At 69.2% G+C, this 25,136-nt stretch carries 27 protein-coding genes and 1 pseudogene; 13 read left to right on the top strand and 15 right to left on the bottom strand.

The features are described 5' to 3' along the window. Nucleotides 1-136: 136 nt before the first annotated feature. Nucleotides 137-715, bottom strand: a complete 579-nt coding sequence (locus tag OG520_RS01995) for a hypothetical protein (RefSeq protein WP_406011939.1) — start codon at nt 713-715, stop codon at nt 137-139. A 171-nt stretch (nt 716-886) separates the two neighbouring features. Here OG520_RS01995 and OG520_RS01990 point away from each other — a divergent pair, with 171 nt between their 5' ends. Then, on the top strand, nt 887-1,345 hold the full coding sequence (locus OG520_RS01990) for an NUDIX domain-containing protein (RefSeq protein ID WP_406011938.1): 459 nt from the start codon (nt 887-889) through the stop codon (nt 1,343-1,345). A gap of 273 nt (nt 1,346-1,618) precedes the next feature. Continuing rightward, nucleotides 1,619-2,311, top strand: coding sequence for a formylglycine-generating enzyme family protein (locus OG520_RS01985; RefSeq protein ID WP_406011937.1), 693 nt, complete (start codon nt 1,619-1,621; stop codon nt 2,309-2,311). A gap of 243 nt (nt 2,312-2,554) precedes the next feature. Here OG520_RS01985 and OG520_RS01980 read toward each other — a convergent pair whose 3' ends face one another. From OG520_RS01980 to OG520_RS01965, 4 genes are all read right to left on the bottom strand, one after another. Then, the gene (locus tag OG520_RS01980; RefSeq protein WP_406011936.1) at nt 2,555-2,827 is read right to left on the bottom strand and encodes an HPr family phosphocarrier protein; all 273 of its coding nucleotides are present in this window, start codon (nt 2,825-2,827) and stop codon (nt 2,555-2,557) included. Nucleotides 2,828-2,883: 56 nt separating this feature from the next. After that, on the bottom strand, nt 2,884-4,896 hold the full coding sequence (locus tag OG520_RS01975) for a fructose-specific PTS transporter subunit EIIC (RefSeq protein WP_406011935.1): 2,013 nt from the start codon (nt 4,894-4,896) through the stop codon (nt 2,884-2,886). Nucleotides 4,897-4,978: 82 nt separating this feature from the next. Further along, on the bottom strand, nt 4,979-5,926 hold the full coding sequence (gene pfkB / locus OG520_RS01970) for a 1-phosphofructokinase (RefSeq protein ID WP_406011934.1): 948 nt from the start codon (nt 5,924-5,926) through the stop codon (nt 4,979-4,981). Next, nucleotides 5,923-6,684, bottom strand: coding sequence for a DeoR/GlpR family DNA-binding transcription regulator (locus tag OG520_RS01965; protein WP_399333562.1), 762 nt, complete (start codon nt 6,682-6,684; stop codon nt 5,923-5,925). The genes pfkB and OG520_RS01965 overlap by 4 nt, the downstream gene beginning before the upstream one ends. Nucleotides 6,685-6,945: 261 nt before the next feature. Between OG520_RS01965 and OG520_RS01960 the strand changes: the two genes are divergently transcribed. From OG520_RS01960 to OG520_RS01950, 3 genes are all read left to right on the top strand, one after another. Beyond that, entirely contained in the window at nt 6,946-7,422 is a 477-nt protein-coding gene (locus OG520_RS01960) for a hypothetical protein (protein ID WP_406011933.1), read from the top strand. Nucleotides 7,423-7,694: 272 nt separating this feature from the next. Continuing rightward, a complete protein-coding gene (locus tag OG520_RS01955) occupies nt 7,695-8,720 on the top strand; it encodes a hypothetical protein (RefSeq protein WP_406011932.1) in 1,026 nt (341 codons plus the stop codon). Nucleotides 8,721-8,913: 193 nt separating this feature from the next. Continuing rightward, nucleotides 8,914-9,369, top strand: coding sequence for a hypothetical protein (locus OG520_RS01950; protein WP_399333493.1), 456 nt, complete (start codon nt 8,914-8,916; stop codon nt 9,367-9,369). 477 nt (nt 9,370-9,846) lie between these two features. On the opposite strand, the gene OG520_RS01945 is transcribed toward OG520_RS01950, so the two are convergent. Both OG520_RS01945 and OG520_RS01940 read right to left on the bottom strand, forming a co-directional pair. Beyond that, nucleotides 9,847-10,605 (bottom strand): class I SAM-dependent methyltransferase, encoded by a 759-nt coding sequence (locus tag OG520_RS01945; RefSeq protein WP_406011931.1) that lies wholly within the window; start codon nt 10,603-10,605, stop codon nt 9,847-9,849. 374 nt (nt 10,606-10,979) lie between these two features. After that, nucleotides 10,980-11,421: pseudogene (locus tag OG520_RS01940) on the bottom strand (GNAT family N-acetyltransferase). A gap of 505 nt (nt 11,422-11,926) precedes the next feature. On the opposite strand from OG520_RS01940, the gene OG520_RS01935 reads away from it, so the two are divergent. Further along, nucleotides 11,927-12,160: a hypothetical protein gene (locus OG520_RS01935; protein WP_399333499.1), complete on the top strand. Its 234-nt coding sequence runs from the start codon at nt 11,927-11,929 to the stop codon at nt 12,158-12,160. An 89-nt stretch (nt 12,161-12,249) separates the two neighbouring features. On the opposite strand, the gene OG520_RS01930 is transcribed toward OG520_RS01935, so the two are convergent. The 4 genes from OG520_RS01930 to OG520_RS01915 are packed head-to-tail and all read right to left on the bottom strand — an operon-like array spanning nt 12,250 to nt 17,096. Then, complete coding sequence (locus tag OG520_RS01930; protein WP_406011930.1) at nt 12,250-13,398, bottom strand: XdhC family protein; 1,149 nt, start codon at nt 13,396-13,398, stop codon at nt 12,250-12,252. Continuing rightward, nucleotides 13,391-15,553 carry a xanthine dehydrogenase family protein molybdopterin-binding subunit gene (locus tag OG520_RS01925; protein WP_406011929.1) on the bottom strand — a complete coding sequence of 721 codons (2,163 nt, stop codon included), beginning with the start codon at nt 15,551-15,553 and terminating at the stop codon, nt 13,391-13,393. The genes OG520_RS01930 and OG520_RS01925 overlap by 8 nt, the downstream gene beginning before the upstream one ends. Then, entirely contained in the window at nt 15,550-16,542 is a 993-nt protein-coding gene (locus OG520_RS01920) for an FAD binding domain-containing protein (RefSeq protein ID WP_406011928.1), read from the bottom strand. The genes OG520_RS01925 and OG520_RS01920 overlap by 4 nt, the downstream gene beginning before the upstream one ends. Further along, nucleotides 16,539-17,096: a (2Fe-2S)-binding protein gene (locus tag OG520_RS01915; RefSeq protein WP_399333564.1), complete on the bottom strand. Its 558-nt coding sequence runs from the start codon at nt 17,094-17,096 to the stop codon at nt 16,539-16,541. Before OG520_RS01915 ends, OG520_RS01920 begins: the two co-directional genes overlap by 4 nt. Before the next feature lie 239 nt (nt 17,097-17,335). On the opposite strand from OG520_RS01915, the gene OG520_RS01910 reads away from it, so the two are divergent. Further along, nucleotides 17,336-17,980, top strand: a complete 645-nt coding sequence (locus OG520_RS01910) for a TetR/AcrR family transcriptional regulator (protein ID WP_406011927.1) — start codon at nt 17,336-17,338, stop codon at nt 17,978-17,980. A gap of 62 nt (nt 17,981-18,042) precedes the next feature. Here OG520_RS01910 and OG520_RS01905 read toward each other — a convergent pair whose 3' ends face one another. Continuing rightward, a complete protein-coding gene (locus tag OG520_RS01905; RefSeq protein WP_266431097.1) occupies nt 18,043-18,531 on the bottom strand; it encodes an N-acetyltransferase in 489 nt (162 codons plus the stop codon). 16 nt (nt 18,532-18,547) lie between these two features. On the opposite strand from OG520_RS01905, the gene OG520_RS01900 reads away from it, so the two are divergent. Then, nucleotides 18,548-18,775: a GrpB family protein gene (locus OG520_RS01900; RefSeq protein WP_406011926.1), complete on the top strand. Its 228-nt coding sequence runs from the start codon at nt 18,548-18,550 to the stop codon at nt 18,773-18,775. 85 nt (nt 18,776-18,860) lie between these two features. Beyond that, entirely contained in the window at nt 18,861-19,793 is a 933-nt protein-coding gene (locus OG520_RS01895) for an aminoglycoside phosphotransferase family protein (RefSeq protein ID WP_406011925.1), read from the top strand. Between the two features lie 89 nt (nt 19,794-19,882). On the opposite strand, the gene OG520_RS01890 is transcribed toward OG520_RS01895, so the two are convergent. Further along, complete coding sequence (locus OG520_RS01890) at nt 19,883-20,224, bottom strand: VOC family protein (protein WP_406011924.1); 342 nt, start codon at nt 20,222-20,224, stop codon at nt 19,883-19,885. Nucleotides 20,225-20,324: 100 nt separating this feature from the next. Continuing rightward, the gene (locus OG520_RS01885) at nt 20,325-21,131 is read right to left on the bottom strand and encodes an enoyl-CoA hydratase/isomerase family protein (protein ID WP_406011923.1); all 807 of its coding nucleotides are present in this window, start codon (nt 21,129-21,131) and stop codon (nt 20,325-20,327) included. 95 nt (nt 21,132-21,226) lie between these two features. On the opposite strand from OG520_RS01885, the gene OG520_RS01880 reads away from it, so the two are divergent. The 4 genes from OG520_RS01880 (at nt 21,227) to OG520_RS01865 (ending at nt 23,856) form a co-directional block, all read left to right on the top strand. After that, nucleotides 21,227-21,943, top strand: coding sequence for a TetR/AcrR family transcriptional regulator (locus tag OG520_RS01880; RefSeq protein ID WP_406011922.1), 717 nt, complete (start codon nt 21,227-21,229; stop codon nt 21,941-21,943). Between the two features lie 77 nt (nt 21,944-22,020). After that, nucleotides 22,021-22,230, top strand: a complete 210-nt coding sequence (locus OG520_RS01875) for a hypothetical protein (RefSeq protein ID WP_406011921.1) — start codon at nt 22,021-22,023, stop codon at nt 22,228-22,230. A 97-nt stretch (nt 22,231-22,327) separates the two neighbouring features. Further along, complete coding sequence (locus OG520_RS01870) at nt 22,328-22,993, top strand: class I SAM-dependent methyltransferase (protein WP_406011920.1); 666 nt, start codon at nt 22,328-22,330, stop codon at nt 22,991-22,993. A gap of 329 nt (nt 22,994-23,322) precedes the next feature. After that, nucleotides 23,323-23,856, top strand: a complete 534-nt coding sequence (locus OG520_RS01865) for a hypothetical protein (RefSeq protein WP_406011919.1) — start codon at nt 23,323-23,325, stop codon at nt 23,854-23,856. Nucleotides 23,857-24,444: 588 nt separating this feature from the next. Here the strand turns inward: OG520_RS01865 and OG520_RS01860 are convergent. Continuing rightward, the gene (locus OG520_RS01860; protein ID WP_406011918.1) at nt 24,445-25,065 is read right to left on the bottom strand and encodes a helix-turn-helix domain-containing protein; all 621 of its coding nucleotides are present in this window, start codon (nt 25,063-25,065) and stop codon (nt 24,445-24,447) included. Nucleotides 25,066-25,136 lie beyond the last annotated feature (71 nt).

Below are 25,136 nucleotides of genomic sequence, written 5' to 3'. Positions count from 1 at the left end.
CCGCCCTGAGCGCGCTGAGCAGGTGACGGAGGCAGCTGAGGCTGCGAAGTCGTCAACGATCACATGATGCCGCGCACCGGTCCGGGCCTGATAGGCGGACGGCGGACGATGCCCACGAAATCGACGCTGACCGCCCTCAGGACTCCGCGCGGGCACGCCACTCGTCGAACTGTTCGGGTGTGCGGACGTGGTCGTCCAGGACCGACCGGTAGATATCGACGCTCTTCACGGACTTGCCGTACTCGGCACGGTCTGCCCAGGCCCGCTTGACTTCGAGAATCGCCGAGCGGGTCTCGGAAGTGAGGCGCGGAGGCATCGCCTTGAGGTGGGCGAGGTCGGGCTGTCGGTCGGGTTCGTCGACGAACCAGATGTCCAGGGTCCAGTCCTGACCTTGCACTGAGCGACAGTCCACACCGAGATAGAGTCCGTCGGGGTAGTCCGGGTCGGTGTTCCACTCACCGGTGTCGTCGCGGAACCGGACCTGCCGCACCCGCTGGTGCTGTGCCAGTTGTGCGCCGATGCCGACAACGGCCTCCAGGGTCGGTGGGTCGAGCTGCGGGCAGATCACCGTTACGTCCAGGTCGCGACGGACCATCAGACCAAGGGCGTAACTTCCCACCCGCACCGGCCGGCCGACCTTGGGCAGCAATTCCTCCAGCCGTAGATCGGCGCTGACCCCGTCCGCCGCGGATCGCAGTGTGTCCTGTTGTCGCAAGAGCTCCTCTGTCACCGTCACACAACCAGTCTTCCACAGGGCGAGAACCCCGTATTCCGGCGAAAGTCCCTCGCGCCCATGGGCATGCGGATGCCTTTTGCTCTCCAGCCTTCAAGCCCGGTCCCGGGCGGTTCCGTTCGGCGAGCGCTGCCGGTGGCAGAGAATGTGTGTATGACCCCACCCAGAATCCGTGTTGCCGCATACGTGATCCGGAATCGTGCCGTACCCGAATTGCTGGTGTTCGACCACATCGGAATGCCGGCAGCCGGTACCCAGGTGCCCGCCGGCGGAGTGGGACCGGACGAAGAAATGGAACACGCCGTCCTGCGAGAGGTCGCGGAGGAAACCGGGCTTTCGGCAGCCACCGTGGTCCGGAAGATCGCCGTGGCGGACAAGCCGCACCCCGATACGGGACAGCCGCGCAGGACCACCTTCTTCTTCCTCCGAGCATCGGCCGACACCCCTGACACGTGGGAGCACCAGGTCCGAGGAGACGGCGATGACGCCGGCCTCACCTTCGCCTGCCGCTTCCTCCCGCTTCCCCTGAAGCGACCGTTGGCGGACGAACAAGATGCCTGGCTGGGCCACATCGATCCGCTCTGGACCACCATGCCCGGCTACCGCGACTGACCCGGCGGCGGACGCGGCCCCGTCGCCGTCCACATCCACGCCCACGTCCACGTCCACGTACTGATCCCAACGGATGGGGAGTCGTGGTCCAGCGTCGCGACTGGTGCCGGTTCGGGGCGATACGACGGGGCATCGGGAACACCGCGCCGCGCCGCTGCGTCACTCTCGTCTGTATTCTCACTCGCTCAGGAGACAGCAGGACGGGGCACCCACCCCGCGATGCTGCCGGTCCGGCGCACCGGGTCGACGGGCTGGAGCACATGAGGAGCTGCGATGAGCGCGGAATCCATACCTCGCCAGGCGAATGCGGAGAGCATGAGGAGCATCCCCGGCGGGGAGATCGTGCTGCGGGACGAGGGGACGAGGACGGACTGGAAGGTGGAGGTCGCCGCCTTCCGACTGGCGCCGTACCCCGTGACCCGCGAGCTGTACCAGGCGGTTCGAGGCGAGATACCCGCGAGTTCGGCCGGTCCACGTACACCGGTGACCGAGATCTCCTGGAACGAGGCTGTCCGGTTCTGCAACCTGCTCTCGCAGGCGACGGGCCTCCGGCCCTGCTACTCGACGGGCGACGACCCTGACGGGCTGGACGTGGTCTGCGACTGGCAGGCCGACGGCTATCGGCTCCCGTCCGAGGCGGAGTGGGAGTACGCATGCAGAGCCGGAACCTCCGGCGACCGCTACGGGGACCTGGACGAGATCGCCTGGCACGGCGGGAACTCCGGCGACGAAGTGCACGACGTCGCGACCAGGATGCCCAACGCCTGGGGCCTCCACGACATGATCGGCAACGTGTGGGAGTGGTGCTGGGACCTCTACGACCCCGAGGTCTACGGCCCGTACCGCGTATTCCGTGGCGGGGGCGGATTCGACCGGCCCCGAGGCTGTCGTGCATCGTGCCGCCGCAAGAGCCACCCCACGTTCCGCATCGACGACCTGGGGTTCCGGCTCGCCCGAACGCTGTGAACCGGTGACGCTCCCGGTACCCGTGGTGGCCTGCTGTGCAGCCCCGACGAACACCGGTGAGCAGGCCGGGCAGTGTGAAGTTGCCGCCTTTCGCCGGGCAGCCGCGCCCCACGGACACGGTGATGCCGAGCGTGGTAACACGGCCCTGCCCGCCATTGCAGCCGGTTCGACCCAACGGCTCCGGGAACGCCCACCGTCCCCGGAGCCGCTGGGTGCTCGGGGGACGGCAGGGGGCAGTTGAAACTACGGCGTCGCATCCAGGTCGCGAGCGAGGAGCGCGGCCAGCTCCTCGACCGCAGTCTCCGCGCCTTCGCCCTCCGCGGCCAGCACCACCGAATCGCCGTGCTGGGCCCCGAGGGCGAGTACGGAGAGCAGGCTCCGGGCGTCGACCGCGCTCTGACCGTCCCGGCCGATCGTCACCTTGACCGAATGCTGGGCAGCGGCCTTGACGAACAAGGAGGCCGGGCGGGCGTGCAGACCACTGCGGGAACCGATGACGACGGTGCGCTGATGCATGGTGAACTCTCCTGTGGTGGTGGAAGGGTGGGGCTGCGGGGTTGCTGGGAAATCCGTCAGGCGGCGACGGAGATCTTGGGCTCTGCGGTCGCCTGTGCGGATGCCTCCGTGTTCCGGCGCATGCCCTTGAGCAGGACGACCAGGGCGGTGGCGACTGTCGTACCGGCGGCGATGGCCAGCAGGTAGAGGAACGGATCCCCGATGAGCGGCACCACGAAGATGCCACCGTGCGGGGCCCGCAATGTGCAGCCGAAGGCCATCGAAAGGGCACCGGTCACCGCGCCGCCGGCCATCACCGACGGGATCACCCGGAGCGGGTCGGCCGCCGCGAACGGGATCGCACCCTCGCTGATGAAGGATGCGCCCAGGACCCAGGCCGCCCGGCCGTTCTCCCGTTCGGTCTTGCTGAACAGCCTGCCGCGCACGGTGGTCGCGAGTGCCATGGCCAGCGGCGGCACCATACCGGCGGCCATCACCGCGGCCATCACCTTGAGGCTGCCGGGCGTCGGGTCGGCCAGACCGCCGACCGCGAAGGCGTACGCCACCTTGTTGAGCGGCCCGCCCATGTCGAAGCACATCATCAGCCCGAGGACGATGCCGAGAATGATCGCGTTCGAGCCGGAGAGCCCGTTGAGCCCGTCGGTCAGGGCGCGTTGGAGGGACGCGATCGGCTTGCCGACGACGATGAACATCAGGAAGCCGACGACCGCCGATGCGATCAGTGGAATCACCAGCACCGGCATGATGCCCCGCAGGGTGGGATGGACCTTCACCCGTTGGATCGCCATCACCACCGCACCGGCCAGGAGACCGGCCGCGAGGCCGCCGAGGAAGCCCGCGTTGATGGTGAGTGCGATGGCGCCGCCGACGAAGCCGGGAACGAGCGCGGGCCGGTCGGCCATGCCGTACGCGATGTACCCGGCCAGCACCGGCACCAGGAAGGCGAATGCGGCGGTGCCGATCTGGTTGAGCAGAGCCGCCCAACTGTCGGCCTCGCCCCAGACGAAGTGGTCCGCGACGGATTTCGCACCGGCTATCTCGTAGCCGCCGATGGCGAAGGACAGGGCGATGAGAAGCCCGCCCGCGGCGACGAACGGCACCATGTAACTGACGCCGGACATCAGATAGGTCCGCAGCCGGATCCCGAAGTGGGCGTGGTCACCGCCGGTCGCGGCTCCACTGTCCTGCTGAGCGGCGTCGGCCGCGATGGTGCAGGTCTCGCCGCGCTCAGCCTTCCGCTTCGCTTCGGCGATCAGTTCGGCAGGGCGGTTGATCCCCGCCTTGACCCCGGTGTCGACGATGGGCTTGCCGTCGAACCGGGCCTTCTCGCGCACCTCGACGTCATGCGCCCAGATGACCGCGTCGGCGGAGGCGATCAGCCCGGGATCGAGCCGCTCGAACCCGGCCGAGCCCTGCGTCTCGACATCGAGCACCACGCCCTCGGCACGGGCCGCGGCTGCCAGCGATTCGGCCGCCATGTAGGTGTGGGCGATACCGGTCGGACAGGACGTGACGGCGACGATCCGCAACGGTGCGGCGGCGGCCGGTGCGACGCTGTCCGCGCCGGGGTTGTCCACCGGTGCGTCGTCCGGGGGCGAGGCCTCCGGAGCCGAATCGGCCGGGAGGGCCTCCTTGCCGCGGATGAGGGCCGCGGCCGCACTGGCGTCACGCTCCGCGCGCAGCGCGTCGGTGAAGTCCGGGTCCATCAGCCGCCGCGCCAGCGTGGAGAGGATGGTGAGGTGGTCGTCGTCGGCTCCGGCCGGTGCGGCGATCAGGAAGACCAGATCGGCGGGGCCGTCCACCGCACCGAAGTCGATGCCCGGACCGCTGCGGCCGAACGCGAGCGTGGGCGCGGTGACATGCTCGCTGCGGCAGTGCGGGATGCCGATGCCGCCGTCCAGACCGGTCGGCATCTGTGCCTCACGAGCTGCGACATCGGCGAGGAAACCGTCGAGGTCCGTCACCCGGCCCTCGGCGACCATCCGCTCGGCGAGCGACCGGGCGGCGTCGTGCTTCGTCTCGGCGGACAGATCGAGATCGACCAGTTCCGCGGTGATCAGTTCATTCATCGCGGGGCTCCTTGCTCGTGGACCGTCCTGCGGGCGGCGGGGGACACTCGGGGTGGCGGGCTGGGGCGCGGATGCGCGGCAGTCATGAAGTCGGCTCCGTCAGGGGTCGGTCCAGAGGGATTTCGGTGGTCGTGGTGACCGCCGACAGATCGAGATCGGCCGGGGTCGGCATGACGCTCCCCGGCAGCTGTACGGCCGCCGCGCCGTGGGCGACCGCCGCGGCGAGCGCGGCCGGTCCTCTTCCGCCCGCGGCGAGGAAGCCCGCGAGGGAGGCGTCGCCCGCTCCGACGTTGCTGCGGACCGTCTGCACCCGGGCGCTGCCGAAGTACGTATCCGCACCGTCGACCAGCAACTGGCCGTCGGCCCCGAGGCTGGCCAGAACCGAGCGGGCACCGCGCTCGCGGAGTTCCTCCGCCGCCTTCACGGCATCGCCCACCGTCGCCAGCGGGCGACCGACGGCCTGGGCGAGCTCCTCCGCGTTCGGCTTGATCACATCGGGGCGCTCCCGCAGCGCCGCGGTCAGCGCCGCGCCGGAGGTGTCGAGGGCGATCCGGGCCCCGGCACGGTGGCTCCGCGCCACCAGCTCGGCGTACCACTGCGGCGGCAGTCCACGTGGCAGGCTGCCGCAGCAGGCGATCCAGTCCGTGGCCGTCGACCTGGTCTGTACGGCATCGAGCAGGGCCTCGGCCTCGGCCGCGGTGATCTCCGGGCCCACCGCGTTGACCTTGGTGAGTGTTCCGTCGGGCTCGACGAGCGTCACATTGATACGGGTGCTGCCGACGATCGGCACTCCGGCCGCATCGATGCCGTGCTCACCCAGCAGCCGGGCGAGCAGCGCGCCCTCGGGTCCGCCGAGCGGTGCGACAGCGATCGTACGGTGGCCGGCCGCCGCGACAGCGCGCGAGACGTTGATGCCTTTGCCGCCGGGGTCGACCCGGTCGTCCGTGGCCCGCAGCACGGCTCCGCGGGTCAGCTCGGGCAGCTCGTACGTACGGTCGAGGCTCGGATTGGGGGTGACGGTGAGGATCATGCGCGTACTACTTCCGGGCCCAGGCTCTCGATGGCGAGGGCGTCGTCGGAGCCGAGTCCGGTGTCGGTGATGAGCAGATCGACCTGGGTGAGATCGCCGAAGCGGGCGAAGTGCTCCTGGCCGAACTTGGCGGAGTCGGCCAGGAGCACGACCCGCCGGGCGGCAGCGATCATGGCGCGTTTGACGGCGGCCTCGGCCAGGTCCGGCGTGGTCAGGCCGCCCTTCGGTGAGAAGCCGTTGGTGGCGAGGAAGACGACGTCGGCGTTGATCTCGCTGTAGGCGTTCAACGCCCAGGCATCGACGGCGGCGCGGGTACGGTGCCGGACCCGGCCGCCGACGAGGTGCAGCGCGATGCCGGGGTGGTCGGCGAGCCGGGCGGCCACCGGCAGCGCATGGGTCACCACGGTGAGGTGGGCGTCCAGCGGGACGGCCGCGGCCAGCCGGGCGGCCGTACTGCCCGCGTCGATGATCACGCTGCCGTCGGTGGGGAGCTCGCCGATCGCGGCTGTCGCGATGCGTTCCTTCTCGTCGATGGCCACTGCATCGCGCTCGGCGAGGTCGGGCTCGAAGTCGAGCCGCCCGGCCGGGATCGCGCCGCCATGGACGCGCCGAAGCAGCCCGGCCCGGTCGAGACTCTTCAGATCACGCCGCACGGTCTCGGCGGTGACCTGGAACTCCTCGGCCAGGGACAGCACGTCGACCCGGCCGCTCTCGCGGGCGAGGCGGAGGATGGCTTGCTGCCGCTCCGGTGCATACATGTTGTTTTGGTTCCGTTCCATGCCTGAGTGTGTGGTTTGGCGGTCAGATTACGCCCGCGGTTCGGGGATGTAAACAGATTCGGGCACAAACGGGCCTGAACGGAAACATTGCACCGGGATCGAGATTGTTGAATCACCGGGCGCGTCACACGGCCGGTGGGTGCGGCGACTCCTCGCATCACGGGAGGCGGACCGTGGTGGGTGTACGCCCTGTCCCGGGTCCTGATCGGTATGTCGGACCCTCTCTGTAGGGTGCCTGGCGTGAGTGATGTGTACGAGTTGGCGATATCGGTCGATCTGCGGGACGAACTCTCCGAGCAGGAGCTCGCCGAGCTGCGCTGGCATCTGGGAATCGGGCCGCAGCCGGAGCGCCTGTCCATCGTGACCGCGTTCCCGATCGTGGTGGTGGACGAGACGGGGGACCCGGTGATCGAGGACGAACCTCGTCCACTGCTTGCCGGCAGCGGCGCTGCCTGGCGGGTGGGCGGTGTGCTCGGCTCGGCACTGGCCGACCGCTCGGACCTGCCGCGGAAAGGCTGGTCGCTGACCTCCCGGCAGGAGATCCACCCGGACGAATTCGAGCAGGTCGGCGAGCTGCTCTGCTGGCTGGCGGCGCGAGTTCACGACACCGACCGGCTCGTGGGCGATGTCGTTCCGATCGGCGGTTTGAGGCATCTCGAAGCCCTGACGCCGGATGTGATCGAGGTCGCGAACGGGCAGATCGCCTGGCCGGCCTAAGGCGTGCGTGTCAGACCCCGCGAGACGGACGGGACTTCTCAAACACGCCCTAGCTGTCGAGCGGAGCGGGCCGGGGCCGACCGCGCCCCGCCCCTACGGCGACCAGCCTTGGCCGACTGTGGCGCTGCCCGGGACGGGCCGCGCGGGACGCGGTGTGATCCGTGCTGCTCGAAGCCCGCAGCAGTGCCCATTTCGGGCAGGGCGGTTGTCGGGTCCCGGGCCCCGGATGATAGGCAGGGGCCTGTGATCGATACGGGGGAGGCCGACGCTCCATGAAGACGATGCGCCGGATTGGGCTGTACGCCGTGGTGCCACTGGTCCTGGTGCTCGCGGCCGGCTACGGCTGGTACCGGACGAGCGACACCGGCAAACGGTGGCGGTACGGGGACCGGCTCGCGACGTACTGCGAGGGCCTGCTGCCGGTCGCCGAGTCCGCCGCCCTGACCGCGTACTCCACCGACCCCGGACTGCCGGGGGACCGCACGGGTGGTGCGGACGACGAGCGTTGGGACGAGTGCGGGGTGGCGGACACCCGGCTGCTGGCCGCTCTGATTCCGCACGACGCCGTCCGCAACCGCAACCTCTCCGGCGACCCGCTCTCGATGCTGCGCGACGGGGACTCCGGCCATCTGCCCGTCGCCGTCGGCGGTGGCTGGCGGGGCTACACAGATTTCCGCGAGACCGGCATCGTGCTCAACTGCACCAACAGACCTGCCTCCCTCGTGGTGGCCGTGCGTGCCGACGAGTCGCACGAGAACGCCGCGGAGACCCGGCAGATCGCCCGGCTGGCCACGGCCACCGCCGAACGCGCCGCCGAGCAATGGTCGTGCGACGCCCCCCACGGCACCGGCGTGCCGCCGATCCCCGTGCAGGACGACCGCCCGGCGCCCGGCAATGCCACGGGCACCTGTGCCGGGGTTCCCGTCCCCGGTGACGACTCCGTCGACTGGCACCGTGAGACCACCGCCCCCGGCACCGCCCTCCTGGAGACCTGCGCACTCGGCGAGACCAAGGCGAGGGACGAGGAACTCTACTGGTTCGACGCCGCGTTCGGCCCGTACGCGCAACGCCTGCGCACCGCCGAGGACGGCCCCGGCGGCTACCGCGGCGACGCGGGCGCCGACCGTCACAGCGCCTGGGCGAGTGCCGTGTGCGGCACGGGCCCGCGTGCCCTCTTCACCGTCAATGACACCGAGTACGCGGCCCCGCCGCGCGGCTACCTACGCACCGCGCTGCGCGCCTTCGCCGAACGTGCCGCGCAGCGCCATGGATGCACGGATCTGAAGCTGCCCTCCTGACGGGGGAGCCCCAGGGGTGACCTGAATTGGCCGTAGCATGTCAAGAATCATGGTGATGTGCCTTGTTGCTTCAAGGGGGTCGTGCCTCAATGGGGAAGGCAGCTCCCCTGACGGTTCGTCAGAGAGTGCTGTGTTCCGGCGCGGCACGTCGATTCAGCGCGTCGGCAGTCCCCCCACATGAAGGGCAACCACCATGAGGTATGGCATACGGCGACTCGCCATCTGTTCCGCCCTCGCCGCGGGCACGCTCGCGCTGGCACCCACGGCCGAGGCGGTCGCCCCCACCACCGCCACCATTTCCTTCGACTGCGGATCCTACGGCTCGGGCAGCGCGACCCTCACCGCCACGCAGGACGGCACGAGCGCGACCATCAATGTCTCGACGTCCGCCATCACGGCACCGATCAGCATCGGGGCGAACTCGGTCAGTTCCACGCTCACGCTCACCAAGGGCGCGTCAACGGTGACGTTCACCGGGAACTCCAACCCCGCCATCCCCGCCGGAAGCCCTGTGTCGACGGGGCCGCTCAAGGGAACCGTCGCCTCGGGGGACAGCCTGGAGGCCAAGTCCCTCAAGGTTGTGGTGTTCGGCATCACCGCGACCTGCAACGCGACCTCCGCTCAGTCGCCGGGACCGTTCGTGTTCTGAGCCGGCCTCTGAACGCTGAGCGAAACGCCGGGCCGGGATGACGGCGCGGTCGGCCCGTGTCCCCGCCCGTCGGCGGGTGGCACGGGCCGTCTGCTCGACCGCGAGCGGGCACGAACACCTCCTCCGGTCACCGTCCGGGACGGCCGTGGCTCCCGTGGGTTTCGGCGAATTCGTCCCGGAGCCGGCCACGGGTACGGGTACGGGCACGGACGAGGGTCCGTCCGAGCATGTTCTTGCCGTTCCCGGTTCTACCGCGACCTCAGGAGTGATCGGTGGTCGTGTCCTCGACGATCTCTGCATCGCCGGTGGACACCAGAACATCATGGATGTCGGTGTGTGTACGGAACTTGGCCGCTGTCACGCGACGCAACACCTCGTCCTTGACCCGCTCCCCATCGCGTCGCAACGGTTTGGACGGGTCGCGGCCCAGCTACGCGCCGCGCAGTGGCGTGCGGGCGCGCCGGCAACGATTCTTCCTCAGAGCGCATGCCTCACCCGGCCTTCCTGTCTGCGGCGAGCGACAGTGACGATCTCCTGGCTCGTCGGAGTGACGGGTCTGCGGTGCCAGTCGCCGTACCGGGCCTCGATCTCGAACCCCGCCTCGGCGAGGAACCGATCGAGCGTCACCACATCCAGGAAGCGCAGGCTCGCGCGATCGATGCGCAGCACAGTGCCGTCGGGCTCGGCCGTCGTTCCGGTGAAGGTGACGACGTCGTCGGCGGCGGTCTCGACCTCGTGCCAGACGCGTAGGGCGCGGCCGGCTGCGTCGGTGATGTCGGACGCGTTGGACGGATTCCAGGCCTCCCACGCGCGGGCCTGCGGGTGACGCGTCTCGAAGGCGAACCGGCCGCCCATGCGCAACGCGGCACGTACTGCCATGAGTGACGCACGGATGTCGTCGTCGGTGACCAGGAACTGGAAGGCGTGGCCGGTCATGACCGCAAGGTCGAATTCACCCTGCCACCGCGCGTCCGCCGCGGTGCCCTCGACCCACTCGACATCGGCGCGAAGCCGGGCACGGGCGAGGACGGCCGGGTCCGGATCGAGGCCGACCAGACGCCCGGTGTGGCCGTGCGCGCGTGACCAGTGCAGCATCGAACCGGTGCCGCAACCGACGTCCAGGACGGAGTCGGCAACCACGACCAACTCGTCGTAGAAGGCGTCGCCGGGCCAGCGGTCGGGATCCCAGGGGTTGAGCAGGTCGTACAGTGCGGCGTTGTCATCCTCCGAGTACATGGCGGCAGTATCCGCTGACGGTGACGCCGTTGTGGGTGACATCGTCGAAGTGCCGGTACAGCGGGGCGAGAGCGCCTGCCGGACCGGAGGAATCACGTATCCGGTGAGCGCAACCACACGCTGACCACCGGCATCAGAGCGAGTAGACGGCGACCGGAGCAAACAAGCGATCAGCCCCGAAGCGCAACCGGTCGTTGTGCCGGCAGCATGCTCGCCGCCGTGGAATGGTCGATCACCCAGCAGGCAGCCCAAACGCATCGCCATGCCGGAGAAGGTTCTCGGGGCTGAGGCTGTTCACCCGCACCTTGCGAGGAGGGAAGCCCACCATCGACAGACAGGCGTTTCCGGCCCATGAGATCAAAAGGCGAGGCGGGTCATGAGAGCCGCAAGTCGATCCAGGGGATGGTTTCTCCCGGCAGCAGGTAGCGCTCGGTCTCGATGAAACCGCGTTTCCGCGCGAACCGCAGACCGTCCTCGTTGGAGGCCAGGACTACGGTCTCGACCACCCGGGCACCCAGCTCCCGGGCCCTTTTTCAGCCCGCGCGCATAGAGCTCCTCACCGAATCCCTGCCCACGGTGATCGGCCAGCACACGGGCGATCACCGTGGCCGCCGACGTATCACCCGGCGGCGGCCGCAGAGTGCTGCTACCCACGAGAACGTCACCGAGATAGGCGACTCCCAGGTGGTGCCGCTGTGCGCGTTCCCGTACGTCGTCCAGCGACAGGACGTGCGTAGGGATGATCGCATTGTGGACGTACTGCCAGTCCTTGAATGCGGTTTCTCTGTCTGGCCGTTCGATGCGAATGTCAGGCATCGCAGAAGGAAATCCGAGCACACCCCGGAGCGTCAACCGTGTTCGCGCCGACCGAAAGTCATCGTGCCATGCGGAGAAGCCTGTGCCGGATGCCCCACGGTTCGAGCTGACCCCCTTCGACTGACGGGTGTTCGGGAGATCCATGCCGGCCGAATCGAATGTCGTCAGAAGAAGGCACGACTCGGAGACGCGCCGCCGCAAACAGGGGCGCGTCGAAGACCTGTCTACCGGATCGGGCATCGCGCAGCGTGAGCCCGGCGCCGTGATCTTGTTCGCCGGATGCGAGGGACACCAGCCTCGCCTACTGCGCGGAGTCGGTCCCGGCGGCCCAGGGGCTGTCCCGTAATCCCCGGCGGGCGTGCGACGACAGCTACGGCACCTCGCCGCGTTGTCGGAACGCCCGAATACATCCAGTATTCGGGCGTCCCTCCGCCTTGCGATGCACCGCATCCGACGCCGCACGCTGGTCCACCAGGGATTACGGGACAGCCCTTGGATTTCGCGGGTGAACGCGCTCACTTTCTCCGCCGATCTGATCACCTTCGTCTCGGTCGTCGGGCCGCCCAAGGTTCTGCTCTCCTTCGCTCACCTGGCGAAACTGCACCCGACGCGCAAACTTCGTACCATCGCCCTGCTGTCCTGCGGCTCGAACTGCTCGGCCGGCTTCCGGGACTGCTGCTCGCCGCAGTCAGCATCGACCTGGTCCTCGACGGCCTGGTGGAACTCGGCGTCGGGCTGAGCGGACCCGACCACTGAGAGTCTCTCTCGGCCTCGCGTCCGCCCAGCCATCGGCCGCGCCCAGCCATCGGCCGCCCGGCCTCCGTCAGGTCACGCTGCCGTTCGGGAACGGGCCTCGCCCGTCTCCCTCCCGTCCACGTCATGGTGGATGGGTGTGCCCGAGGCGGTCAGTGGAACACCTGTGCCGCCCCGACGCGCCGCGACGATCTCAGCCGCGATGGACAGGGCGGTCTCCTCGGGCGTACGGGCGCCGAGGTCGAGGCCGATCGGAGAGTGCAGGCGGGCCAACTCGGGTCCGGTGACGCCGACTTCGCGAAGACGGCGATTGCGGTCCTCGTGGGTGCGGCGCGAGCCCATCGCGCCGACGAACGCGACCGGCAGCCGCAGGGCCGTCTCCAGGAGGGGAACGTCGAACTTGGCGTCATGGGTGAGCACGCACAGGACGGTGCGTTCGTCGGTCGCGGTGCGCCGGAGATAGCGGTGCGGCCAGTCGACCACGAGGTCGTCGGCCTCGGGGAAGCGTTCGTGAGTGGCGAAGACCGGCCGGGCGTCGCACACGGTCACGTGGTAGCCGAGGAACTTGCCCGCCCGTACGAGTGCCGTCGCGAAGTCCACTGCACCGAAGACGATCATCCGGGGCGGCGGCACCCTCGATTCCACGAACAGCGTCACACCGCCCGGACAGCGCGATCCGTCCTCCGCGATCTCGACGGTGCCGGTGCGGCCGGTGTCCAGCATCGCGCGGGCCTCCGCCGCCGCGGTCCGGTCCAGGTCCGGATCTCCATCCAGGCTGCCCTCGTACGATCCGTCTGGGTGGACGAGCAGTACCCGGCCGAGCAGGCCCACCGGGCCCCGGGCCACCCGGGCGAGGGCCGCCGGTTCCCCGCGGACCGCGGCCGACACCCCGGCCCGGAACACCGGTGCGTCCGCACGCACCGGCGTGACCAGGACCTCGACGACGCCGCCGCAGGTGAGCCCCACCGCGAAGGCGTCCTCGTCGTCGTATCCGAACCGTTCGCGCACCGTCCGCCCGTCCCCGAGCGCCTGGACACACAGGTCGTACACCGCGCCTTCCACACAACCGCCGGAGACGGAACCGATGGCGGTGCCGTCACCGGCGACGGCCAGGGCGGCGCCGGGACCGCGCGGCGCGCTGCCGCTGACGGCAACGACGGTGGCGACGGCGAAGTCCCGGCCCTCCTCGAACCACCGGCTCAGCTCCTCGGCGACGTCAAGCACTCCGGGCTCCTCCCGCCGCCCGGCGCCGGGCCTCGTCCGCCGGGCGCAGGACGCGGTCCGGACGGATCGGCAGGTCCCGGTGGCGTACGCCGGTCGCGTGCCACACCGCGTTGGTGATCGCGGCGGCCACGCCCACGATGCCGATCTCGCCGATGCCCTTGATCCCGACCGGATCGCCCGGGACGGGGTCGTCCACCCAGTCGGCTTCGATGAGCGGCACGTCGGCGTGCGCGGCGAAGTGATAGCCGGCGAGGTCGGCGCCGACGTGGCCGCCCGAGGCCTGGTCCCTGATCGCCTCCTCGTGGAGCGCCATGGACAGCCCCCAGGTCATTCCGCCGATGAGCTGGCTGCGGGCGGTGAGCGGGTTGACGATGGTGCCCGCGGCATAGATGCCGAGCAGCCGTCGTACGCGCACCTCACCGGTGTCCACATCCACCGCGACCTCGGCGAACTGTGCTCCGAAGGAGTGACGTTCCTGCTGCGCGAGAGCGCCGATGGCCTCGGCCGTGTCCGACCGGGCGGTGATTCCCTCCGGCGGAATGCCGCCACCCAGGGCCAGACGCTCCCGCAGTTCGTCCGCCGCGATCGTCACCGCCCACGCCCAGGAGCGCGTTCCCATCGAGCCTCCGGCGATCATCGCCGGGCCGAGGTCGCTGTCCGCGATGCGCACCCGGACGCGGTCCGGGGCCACCTGCAGCGCGTCCGCGGCGACCAGGGTCATCGCGGTCCGCGCCCCGGTACCGATGTCCGCCGCGTTGATCCGTACGGTGAAGCTTCCGCCCGCCTCCGCGGTCACGGCCGCGGTGGACGGCCCGACCCCCGACGGGTAGGTGGCCGCCGCCGTTCCGGTCCCGAGCAGCCATCGCCCCTCACGACGCACGCCGGGCCGGGGGTCCCGGTCCGCCCAGCCGAACCTGCGGGCGCCCTCCTCGAAGCAGGCGAGCACATTGCGGCTGCTGAACGGCAGCCCGGACACGGGACCCGTCTCGGGTTCGTTGCGTGCGCGCAGCGCGATCGGGTCGATGCCGCACTTCTCGGCCAGCTCGTCGAGGGCGGATTCGAGGGCGAAGGATCCCGGTGCCTCGCCCGGCGCGCGCATCCACGTCGGGGTCGGCACGTCGAGCCGGACGAGCCGGTGCAGGGTGTGATGCGCCTCGGCGTCGTACATCACGCGCCCCAGCACGGCGCTCGTCTCGACGAATTCATGCACGGTCGACGTGAGGTTCTGGGCCTGGTGGTCGAAGGCACGCAGCCGGCCATCGGCATCGGCACCGAGCCTGATCCGCTGCGCCGTGGGGCTGCGGTAGCCGATGAGCGAGAACATCTGGCGGCGGGTCAGTACGACACGGACCGGACGATGAAGGACGGTCGTGGCCATCACGGCCGCCACCTGATGCGGGCTCAGCCCTTTCGACCCGAAGGCGCCCCCGACGTGTTCGGACCGCACCCGCACGGAGGCCGGATCGAGGGAGAAGAGCTGAGCCAGTTCGCTCGCCACCCAGGTGCTTCCCTGGTTGGAGTCGATGACGTCGAGTCGGCCGCCGTCCCAGCGGGCCGTCGCCGCATGCGGCTCCATCGGGTTGTGGTGCTCCTCCGGAGTGGTGTATTCCGCGTCCACGACGACGGCGGAAGCGCCGAGTTGCGCCTCCATGTCCCCCTTCTCCGTCTCGGCCTGGACCATTGGGGTGTTCTCCGGCGTGTACGCGTCCGAACGGCCGGCGTGGAAGGCGACGTCGTGCGGCTCCTTGTCGTACCGGACCACCAGCGCCTCGGCGGCCTCCCTGGCCTGCTCGGACGTATCGGCCACCACCAACGCCACGGGCCAGCCGGCGAAGGGTACGCGGTCGTGCTGGAAGATCCCGAGGATCGGGTTCGGTCGCCCCAGCATGCCCATGTAATCGGTGTCGACGCGAGGCGCGTTTCCGTGGTGCAGCACGGTCAGGACGCCGGGCATGGCCAGGACGGGGCCGTCCTCCACTGAGCGGATCCGGCCACGGGCAATGGTCGACAACACCAGCCAGCCGTGGGCCAGTTCGGTGAAGGGAACCTCTCCGGCGTAGCGGGCTGCCCCGGTGACCTTGTCGCGGCCCTCCACGCGGGTGTGGGCGGAGCCGACGGCTCCTGTCACGGCGGCGACCCCGGTCGTCGTGGTCATCGGGAGACCTCCTCGGTGAGCTCGGTCAGCACGGCCCCGACGAGGTTGCGCAGCAGCGTCACCTTGTAGCCGTTCTCGGGAAGGGCCTTGGCGGCGGCCAGTTCGGCATCAGCCGCGGCGGCGAACGCCTCCGCGCTCGCCGGTCCGCCGATCAGCTCCCGCTCGGCCGTCCGGGCCCGCCACGGCCTCGACGCGACAGCCCCGAACGCCAGACGCACTTCGCGCACGACACCGTCCTGGACGTCGAGCGCTGCGGCGATCGAGCCGATCGCGAACGCGTACGAGGCGCGCTCACGTACCTTCCGGTATCGCGAGTGGGCGGCGACCGGGGCGGGCGGCAGTGTGACGCCGGTGATCAGCGCGCCGGGCGGCAGAGCGGTCTCGATGTGCGGCGTGTCGCCCACGGGCGGGTAGAGCTCGGTGATCGGCAACTCGCCCGGACCGTCGGCCGTTTCGTACGAGATGACGGCGTCGAAGGCGGCGAGCGCGACCGCCATGTCCGAGGCATGCGTGGCGATGCAGTGCTCGGAGGCGCCGAGGATCGCGTGGTTGTGGTGCTCGCCGTCGACGGCGGGACAACCACTGCCGGGGGAGCGCTTGTTGCACGGTTTGCTGATGTCTGTGAAGTAGCCGCAACGGGTGCGCTGGAGCAGATTCCCGCCGACCGTGGCCATGTTGCGCAGCTGCCCCGATGCGCCGGCCAGGACGGCCTGGGCCAAAGCCGGATAGTGACGCCGTACTTCGGGGTGAGCCGCGAGACCGCTGTTGGTGACGGTCGCTCCGATGCGCAGTCCGCCACCGTGGATGAACTCGACTCCGTCGAGCGGAAGTTCGCGTACGTCGACGAGCAGCGCGGGCCTCTCCACGCCGGCCTTCATCAGGTCGACGAGGTTGGTGCCGCCGCCGAGGAAGCGGGCGTCGGGGTCGGAACCGAGCAGAGCGACCGCTCCGGAAACATCGAAGGCACGTTCGTAGCCGAATTCCCTCACGCCACTGCCTCCTTGTCCTGGGACCCGGCTGACTCCGCCGCTTGCGCGACTGCCTGGACGATCGACACGTACGCGCCGCAACGGCACAGATTGCCGCTCATGCGTTCGCGGATCTCCTCGGCGCTGAGCGCGGGCACCCCCGCCTCGGGCCGGACGTCATGGGTCACCGCGCTCGGCCAGCCCGCCGCGTGTTCCTCGATCACCGCGATGGCCGAGCAGATCTGCCCGGGTGTGCAGTATCCGCACTGAAAGCCGTCCAGGTCGAGAAAGGCCTGCTGCACTGGATGGAGCTGCTCGCCATCGGCCACGCCTTCGATGGTGGTGATCACCCGCCCCTCGGCCGCGACGGCGAGCTGGAGGCAGGAAACGGCCCGGCGCCCATCGATCATCACCGTGCAGGCGCCGCATTGACCCTGGTCGCAGCCCTTCTTGGAACCGGTCAGGTCGAGACGCTCGCGCAAGGCGTCGAGCAGGGTGGTGCGATGGTCGACGGGCAGTGTGTACTTCTCGCCATTGATGTTCAGGGTGATGGCACTGGACGTCGATGGGGTCATGATCAGCCTTCTTTCGCATTGCTGATGCGCGTCGAACGAGACGATCCCGGTGGACGTTCCGGGAGGGAGAGGGCGATGACGGTGAAGGAACCATTGACGGTGGGCGCAGGTCGGCCACACCGGCCGGATCTGCCGCTATGGTGAATCCAAGCGGACAGCTGTCCGCTTATCGTCGAACCTAGCGGACAGCTGTCCGCTCAGCAAGGACGGACTCGGCCGTGCTTCCGGGAGGAGGACGAGTGCGGGACGAGAAGAGCACGCCTCTGCGCCCGGACGCGCAACGTAATCGTGAACGCATCCTGGAAGTCGCGCTGGCCGAGCTGACCCGGGCGGCGGACGCGCCATTGAGCACGATCGCGAAGAAGGCGGGCGTCGGGCAGGGGACGTTCTACCGCAACTTTCCCAGCCGTGAGGCCCTGGTCCTGGAGGTCTACCGCTACGAGATGCAGCAGGTGGCCGACACCGCGGACCAACTGCTCCGGAGCCGCGCACCCGACCGGGCGCTGAGGGAGTGGATGGACCGTCTTGCCCAGTACGCCATGGCCAAGGCCGGCCTGGCGGACGCGTTGCGCAAGTCCACCGGCAAGTACGGCAGTTTGGCCCAGTTGGGCCACGGCCCGGTGACTCGGGCGGTCACACTGCTGCTGACCGCTAACGAACAGGCCGGCACCATCCGTCCGGGGGTGACCCCCGACGACTTCGTGCTCTTCATCGCCGGGCTCTGGCAGATCGACCCGCACAGCGACTGGCAGCCGCGGGCGAAGCGACTTCTGGACCTGGTGATGGACGGCCTGCGGGTGGGGGCGCCTGGAGCGGGAGGATGCGTGCGGGACGAGACCGCGGTGGATGAGACCAGGTCCGGTGGTTCCGGACGGACGGTGTGAAGAGCGGACTGATCGGCGACGGGCGGAAGATGGGCTGCGGGCCGGATGGTGCGAAGGTGGGCTCAGGTCGGGCGCGCCAGCCGCTTCACCATGATCAGGCAGGGGGTTCCGGGCCACAGGTCATTCGTCTCCTCCAGCGGAAGGAACTCGACAGACCGATAGAAGGCTCTGGTCCGGGCGTAGCCGCGATCGGGGTGCGCGGCTCCCAACGTCTTCACCTGGAGCAACCGGCAGCCGTCCACGGCAAGTTCCGAAACGAGTTCATCGACGAGTGCTCTACCGACACCTCGCCGATGCCATGACGGGGCAACCGCCATCAGGTGGATCTCGGCTGCTTCGGTGAAGTGCCGCTGGTACAACAGGACGCCTATCGACTCCGTGTCCGTGCGGGCGATGAGTCCGGAGAGGCGGTTGGCCGACTCCACGTACTCCGCGTTGACCTCCGGGATACCGAACCATGACGGGAGCGCGCCGATCAGCCCGGCGGTGATGCCTGCCAGCTCGGCCGAGCCGGTGATCTTGGAGATCTGGAAAGCCACGACGTCGTTCACGGGCGGAGCATGTCAGTTGCATCGCTTGTTCCGTGACTATCTGCGTGCCGATGAGGCCGCCCGTCGGGAGTGGGGGGCGTTCAAACGACGTCTGGCCCGCAGTGTGCCGGACCTGCTGGACTACGGGCAGATCAAGGCCCCGGCCACCGAGATTCTGATGATTGCGGCCGAACGCTGGGCGGCGGCAACAGGGTGGCAGCCACCGCCGGGGCGTACCGCATTGCGCAAGTCTCCCGCGAGCTGAGCCAATTGCACCGTCGCCTTGTGCCGGGACATGGGAGGTGCCTCCCGGCCCGCCTTCACAGTGGGCCGGTGCGTAGGGTGCGGGGATGATGGAAGTGCCAGAGGCGTTCGTGCGGAGCACGCTGGAGCGCGAGGGCGAGCCCGGTGCGGCTTGGCTCGCCGAGCTGCCCGGAATCGTGGAGGAGCTGCTGGGGCGCTGGGACTGCGTGCGGGACGGTGAGGTCATGTATGGGGGAGTCGGGGTCATCGTTCCGGTGCTGCGGCCGGCCGAGGGGGCGGCCGTGGTGAAGGTGTCCTTTCCCCATCCAGGCAACGTGCATGAACCGGACGCGTTTGCGGCCTGGGGCGGACGAGGAGCGGTGCTGCTGCACGAGCGCTACGACGAGCACTTCGCGATGCTCCTGGAGCGAGTCCGGTCGTCGACCCTGGCGGAGGTCGAGGACAGCGATGAGGTGATGAGGATCGCAGGGCGGATCAGTCATCGGCTGGCCATCCCCGCGCCGCCTGAACTGCCCCGGCTCCGGGACCAGGCCGATGCCTGGGCAGCCCAACTCCGGCAGGACGCCGCAGAGCTGACACACGCGTTGCCCCGACGCGTGGTCGACGCCGCCGTGGCGACGGCCCAGGAATTGGGCCGGGATCAGCCGGATACCCTCATCCACGGCGACCTGCATGCTCGCAACATCCTGCGTGCCGACCGTGAGCCGTGGCTGGCCGTCGACCCCAAGGGGTACGCAGGAGATCCCGCATACGACGGCGGCACTCTGCTCAAGGCGCGGTCGCCGGCGCTCCTCGAAGCGGGCGACCTGAGAAGGGCGCTGTTCCGGACCCTGCATGTCTTCGCCGAGGCGGCCGAAGTCGATCCCGAACGCGCCCGGCGTTGGGCTCAGTTCCATGCGGTCCAAAGCGCTTTCTGGGGTCGCCGTCACGGATTTCGCAAGGCACGCGGAGGTCCACAATTGGATTGGTTCACACAACTTGTGGACTCCCTCGCGGAGTTGCTCGCCGAGCGTGCCTAGCGCGCCCGGAAGTAGGAGTTGATTCGGCGGGAACGGCGATTTCGCACGCGCAGCGGCACCGCGCAACGGTCTCGGACGCGGCGGGCCACTCAGGGGCCGACGTACTCGTACACGCCTCCGTGAGGGTGACGCAGTACCGCACGGTGACCGTTGGGGGTGGGTTGAGCGGGCATCACCACGGTGGCCCCTGCCGCCACCGCTTCCTCGACCGCCGCGTCCAGGTCGGCGACCACGAGAGTGGCCCCGACACCGGCTACCCGCTGCACCGCTTCGTCCGGCCCGCTGAACAGGAGGAAGGGACCGATGCTCGCCAGACTCACACCGGCGAAAGCGAATTGGGCGGCTGTCTCGCCGGTCACTTTCTCGTAGAAGGTGATGGCCGCGTCCAGGTCGTCGACACGTTGCCTTGCAATCACTGAGTCGATCTTCATCGTCGGTGCCTCGGCTCCTCGTAGGGCTTGGTTCTCTGTTTGTGTCGAGGTGTTCGCGGCAGCGCCAGGGCCTGTCCGACCCGCGTCCACCGGACAGGTTCTACGTGCCACTGCTCGCGAGGAGTTGCCGTGCATATCCGCTGCGCAGTTCCTCGGTGATCCGGCGTCGCCATGGGCGGCTGACGACCGCGTGGGTGAGCCGGCGGGAGGTGCGGGGAGTGGCCATGATTGTCTCTGCGAGTCGGTGGGCCCGGTGCGTCAGTCGGTCGCTCGGCAGCACCTCGTTGACCACCCCCCACCGCAGTGCGGTCGCGGCATCGATTCCCTCACCGGTGTAGGCGAGATGGGCGGCCCGTTTGGTGCCGAGGAGTTCCTCCAGGGCGAGGTACATGCCGTCGCCGGGCACCGACCCGGCGGCGAAATTGCCGTCGGCGATCACCACGTCGTCGGCGCACAGAGTGATATCGCAGATCAGGGCCAACTCCTGGCGTGGACCGGGTCCGTTCAGCACTCCGATGGTCGGGACGTCGATACCGAGGACCAGACTCTCAAGGAGTCGTGCGCCGTCGGAATACTGCTCGTACAGCAGGTCGCCGGGCCAGTGCGACAACGGTTCCGCGAACGACCGCGGATCGATCCCGGCCATCCACTGTCGGCCGGTCCCCGTGATGATCAGGACCTCGTTGTCGGGGTCCGCGCCGGCTTCCGCGAGCACTCGTCCCCAGGCGTTGAGCAGCCCGCGCGAGAAGACCGCCGGTCCCCCCTTGGAGTGCATGCGGATCTCGACGACTCCCGAGTCCCGGTGGATGGCGAAGTGTTCGGCGTACGCGGCGGCGTACCGTTGCAGGGGCGGGCGTTCCACGAAGCCACCGAGAAGCCTGTCGCGATCATCCAGCGCATCGGGCACGGGGCATCGAACCTTTCGGTCGGCAGGAGCCTGGATCCGACACTCTGCCACACTAAGTGGGGTTGGACCCCACTTGACGAGAAAGGCGGGAAACAATGCAGTCGGCGAACGAGGAACGCGCGGGCGACGGCCGACCCGTACGTGCTGATGCCCGGATCAGCCGCGAGCGGATCGTGGCCTCCGCCGGCCAACTGTTCGCCGAGGAGGGCGTGTCGGTCTCCCTGGAGCGGATTGCCCAGCACGCCGGGGTGGGTTCGGCGACGCTGCACCGCCACTTCCAGGGGCGACGCGCACTGGCCGTTGCGGTGATGGACGAGCGGGTCCAGGCCCTGTGCGCACGAGCGCGTCGGCTCTCGACCGAGTGTGAACCGGGGCAGGCCCTCGAAGCGTGGGTACGGGCAGTCGTGGAGCACAACAGCACGTTTCGTGGCCTTGCCACGCTGCTGTCCGAGGATCTCGCCGAGCCCGGACATCACGTGGAGTCGCGGCACGACGAAGTGCGCGCGGCGGGAGGCGAGCTCTTGTACCGGGCGCAGCAGGCGGGTGCGGCCCGGCACGACATCACGATCTCGGACCTCCTCAACCTGGCCAACGGGATCGCGGTTGCCACCGAGCGGGTGCGGGACGGGGAGAGGCAAGCCGATCACCTGCTCGACGTCGTGATCACCGGCGTGCGGCCCCGTGCCTACATGGCCGTACGCGATGCCCACACCCAAGACGGGCTGGATAGTCCATCGAGCCCCCGGAGAGCAAGCACCAGCGCGGGTGACGGACAGGAACGGGAAGCCGGTCGCGGCCCTGGCTCTCCGTGACAATCGTCCTCGCCGCGTTCACAGTCGGAGGCACCATTGTCCCCGAAGACTGGTTTCGAATGTCGTGATCTGATCTCATGGACGAGACGATCGAAACGCTGCGGCGAGAGTTCAACGCCGAGGAGGGCAGCTTCCTCCTCCAACTGCGTGGCCGACAGTGGGACCGGACCGCCTTCGCTCGTCTGGTACGGGCCATGCGAGCAGCAGGCGCACAATCCGAGACGAGCGAGAAGATCGATCGTTGGCTGGCCGAAGGGTTCTACGAGGTGGCAACGGCCGTTCCGTAGTGGACATCGCACCCCGTCTTCCCGCGACCGGAACCGGACCGGGAGTCCGGGCAGTCGCCTCTCGGGCACTGTCAGTGCTCGGGTTTAGATTGACTGCGTGACTGAACCCTCCTACCTTGCCGCGGTCCGGGAGTCGTACGACACCGTCGCCGCCGACTACGCGGAGTATGTGCCTGCTCCCGATGATCTCGATCCGATATCGCGTGCGATGCTGGCCGCGTTCGCCGAACTCGTGCGGACCGCCGACCGAGGGGGCGTCGCGGACCTGGGCTGCGGCCCCGGCAAAGTGACGGCGTATCTCGCCGGACTGGGGGTGTCGGCATTCGGGATCGACGTGTCGCCGAAGATGATCGGCCTGGCACGCGAAGCACACCCGGACCTGCGATTCACGGTGGGCTCGATGACCGCGCTGGACATCGATGACAACGAGCTCGGCGGCATCCTGGCCTATTACTCCATCCACCACACGCCGCCGGAGCTGCTCCCGGTCGTGTTCGCCGAATTCCAGCGCACCTTGGCGCCCGGTGGGCATCTGATGATCGTCGGGCGGGTGGGACACGGCGAGCATCGGCATGTGAAGAATGCCTACGGCGACCATCCCGCGTTCTTCGACTCCTACCTGCTGCCGGCTGACCGGATCGCCGAACTACTGGACCGGGCCGGGCTCGTGGTGACCACGCGGCTGGTGCAGGAGCCCGCCGAAGAGGGTAAGAGAGCGATCGCCGGCCTCTTGGCCCACAAGCCGGAGCCACTCCGGTCCTGACGTCGTTGCGGGCGCGGCCCCGCTGATGATCCTGACCATCGTTGAAGGAGCCGCTGTTCCGCGCCCGTGTTCGGGGGAAATCGGGCGGGGCCCGGTGGGCCAGTGCGGAGGAGGGGGCAGTGCTCAAGCCTCTGGCGATGGCGCTCCGGTGCTCTGGCGCTCCGGCGAACGTAGCGGACCATCCGCTCCACGGAGACCATCGCGGATCCGTGGGGCACTGCCGGTGTTGTGGGCACGGTGAGGGGCCCAGGGCCTGGCGGCGAAGCGGACCCCCCGTCACGTCGGTAACTTTAGTTGCGTATCCCGCGCGTGGTAACTATGGTTGTCGCATGACGCTGCCTGAGATCACTACCGCGGAACAGACAGTTCTCGACAAGGCTCTCCTCGATGCCCTCAACCCACTCGCCTCGGCCATGCGTGCCCGGGTGACCGGACTTCCCGAAGAACGCATGTGGGATGCCGAACCCATCGACGTGACTCTGTCGATCCTCGGCACCTGGAAGGTGGTGGACGCGGAGGTCAAGCGGTTGACGGCAATCGCAGCAAAGACTGCCGGGTCCTATGGCGCGAGCTATGAGCAGTTGGGTGCTGCCTGGGGCATCACTCGACAGGGTGCTCGCAAGAAATGGCCCGATGCCATCGACAGGTCAGCCCCTGCGGAAGCGGAGCCGAGTCGGATCGAACTGTGCGGCGGCAGCGCCGAATTGTTCCGGGATCCGTCATCGGGTGGCTGGCGATGGGCCGGACGGGGAGCTGATGGAACATGCGATGAGGCCGACAGCACCGCGTACTACGCAACGAAGGAAGAGGCTGCCGCCCACGCAGGTGTCTTTTTGAGCGAGCACGTCGCCGAACAGCGTTAGGGCCGGCGCCGCAGCCGGCCGGGGACGGCTGCCAGGCCGGCCCCCGGGGTTGCGCGATGACCTGCTCTCGATCCGATGGGTGAGCGTCAAGAACGATGCCGCACGGCTGTCATCGGGACTGGGGTGGCTGAGCCGTACGTTCTCGCCCGAGGGATGTCGTCCTCGCGCCTCGTCGCTCGCGACCCAGAGCCGGCCGTCATTGCCTGCTCCGCAGCCCGAACGACCAGTGGGTGAAGGGCTCACCAGCCCTGGTGGGTCGAGTGGTGGCCGTCACCGCGACGCCATCCTCCTGAGGGTGTCCTTGTCGCCTGCACGGGCTGGGCGATCACCGGTGTGCGGTTCCCGCCGACCGGGGTCGGCATGCGCATCACGCGCCCGCAGTGCATGGATCTCGTGCCGCCCCGCCGTACGACCTGCTGTGTATGCCGGTCGGCGGGGCCCGCAACCAGGGGAGGTGTGCGGGTCATCCAAACGTGCTGCAACCAGCTGGGCACGCCGGTCACCAGGGTGCTGGAAGGGGAGGGGCTGCCGGGGCCCGTGGGTGTGATGACGCGGGCAACGTGGAGCCCTGTGTACGGCATGAAGGTGTCATTCCGGCGGCCCCTGCCTCGGTGGCGGGGTGGTGAGCCCGGCCACCATGCGCGCAAACGCGCGGGCTGCCCGCTCGTCGAGTTCTTCCAAGGGGACTCCGGTGTCGCGGGCGTACGCCTCGCGGAAGATGATGTAACCCATCTGCGCGGCGGCCGTCATCACATGGTCGGCCACCGCGTCGGCGTCCTCGGGCAGTGAGCCCTCGTCCCTGTCCCGTTCCAGACTCTGGCGCGTCTGCGTGAACCGTGGCAGCGGGGAGAAGTCGCCATCGCCGTCGAGCGCCAACAGCGCTTCGAGCTTTACCAGTTCGGGTTCCCCCAAACGATGACGGAACATGGCCTGCCGTCGCTCGGCGAACGGCAGCTCCCAATGACTGTCCTGGTCAGCGGCCTGACATTGTACCAGGTCGGCGGCGGCGGCGCGCAGAAGGGCCTGCCGGGTGCCGAAGTACTGATAGATCTGCCCGTGGTTGACCCCGGCCTCGGTGGCGATCTCCCGGAGGTTGACCCCGGCGAGCACGCCGTCGCGCTGGAGGAGTCGGCGCGCGGCCGCCAGCAAGTCCGCCTCGGTCTCCTCGCGGGTGCGCCGTCGCCGCCGCGTCCTGCCGGTCTCGCTCATGCCCTGCTCCTCGTCCGTCCCTGGATGGCTTTTCTCGTCGCAGCCCCTTGCCACGCTCCAGTGACCAGCTC

The sequence above is a fragment of the Streptomyces sp. NBC_00984 genome (assembly GCF_045162475.1).
In the GTDB taxonomy this organism is placed as follows: Bacteria; Actinomycetota; Actinomycetes; order Streptomycetales; family Streptomycetaceae; genus Streptomyces.
Note: the sequence above shows the minus strand (reverse complement) of the source record. Positions and strands in the feature narration are given on the sequence as shown.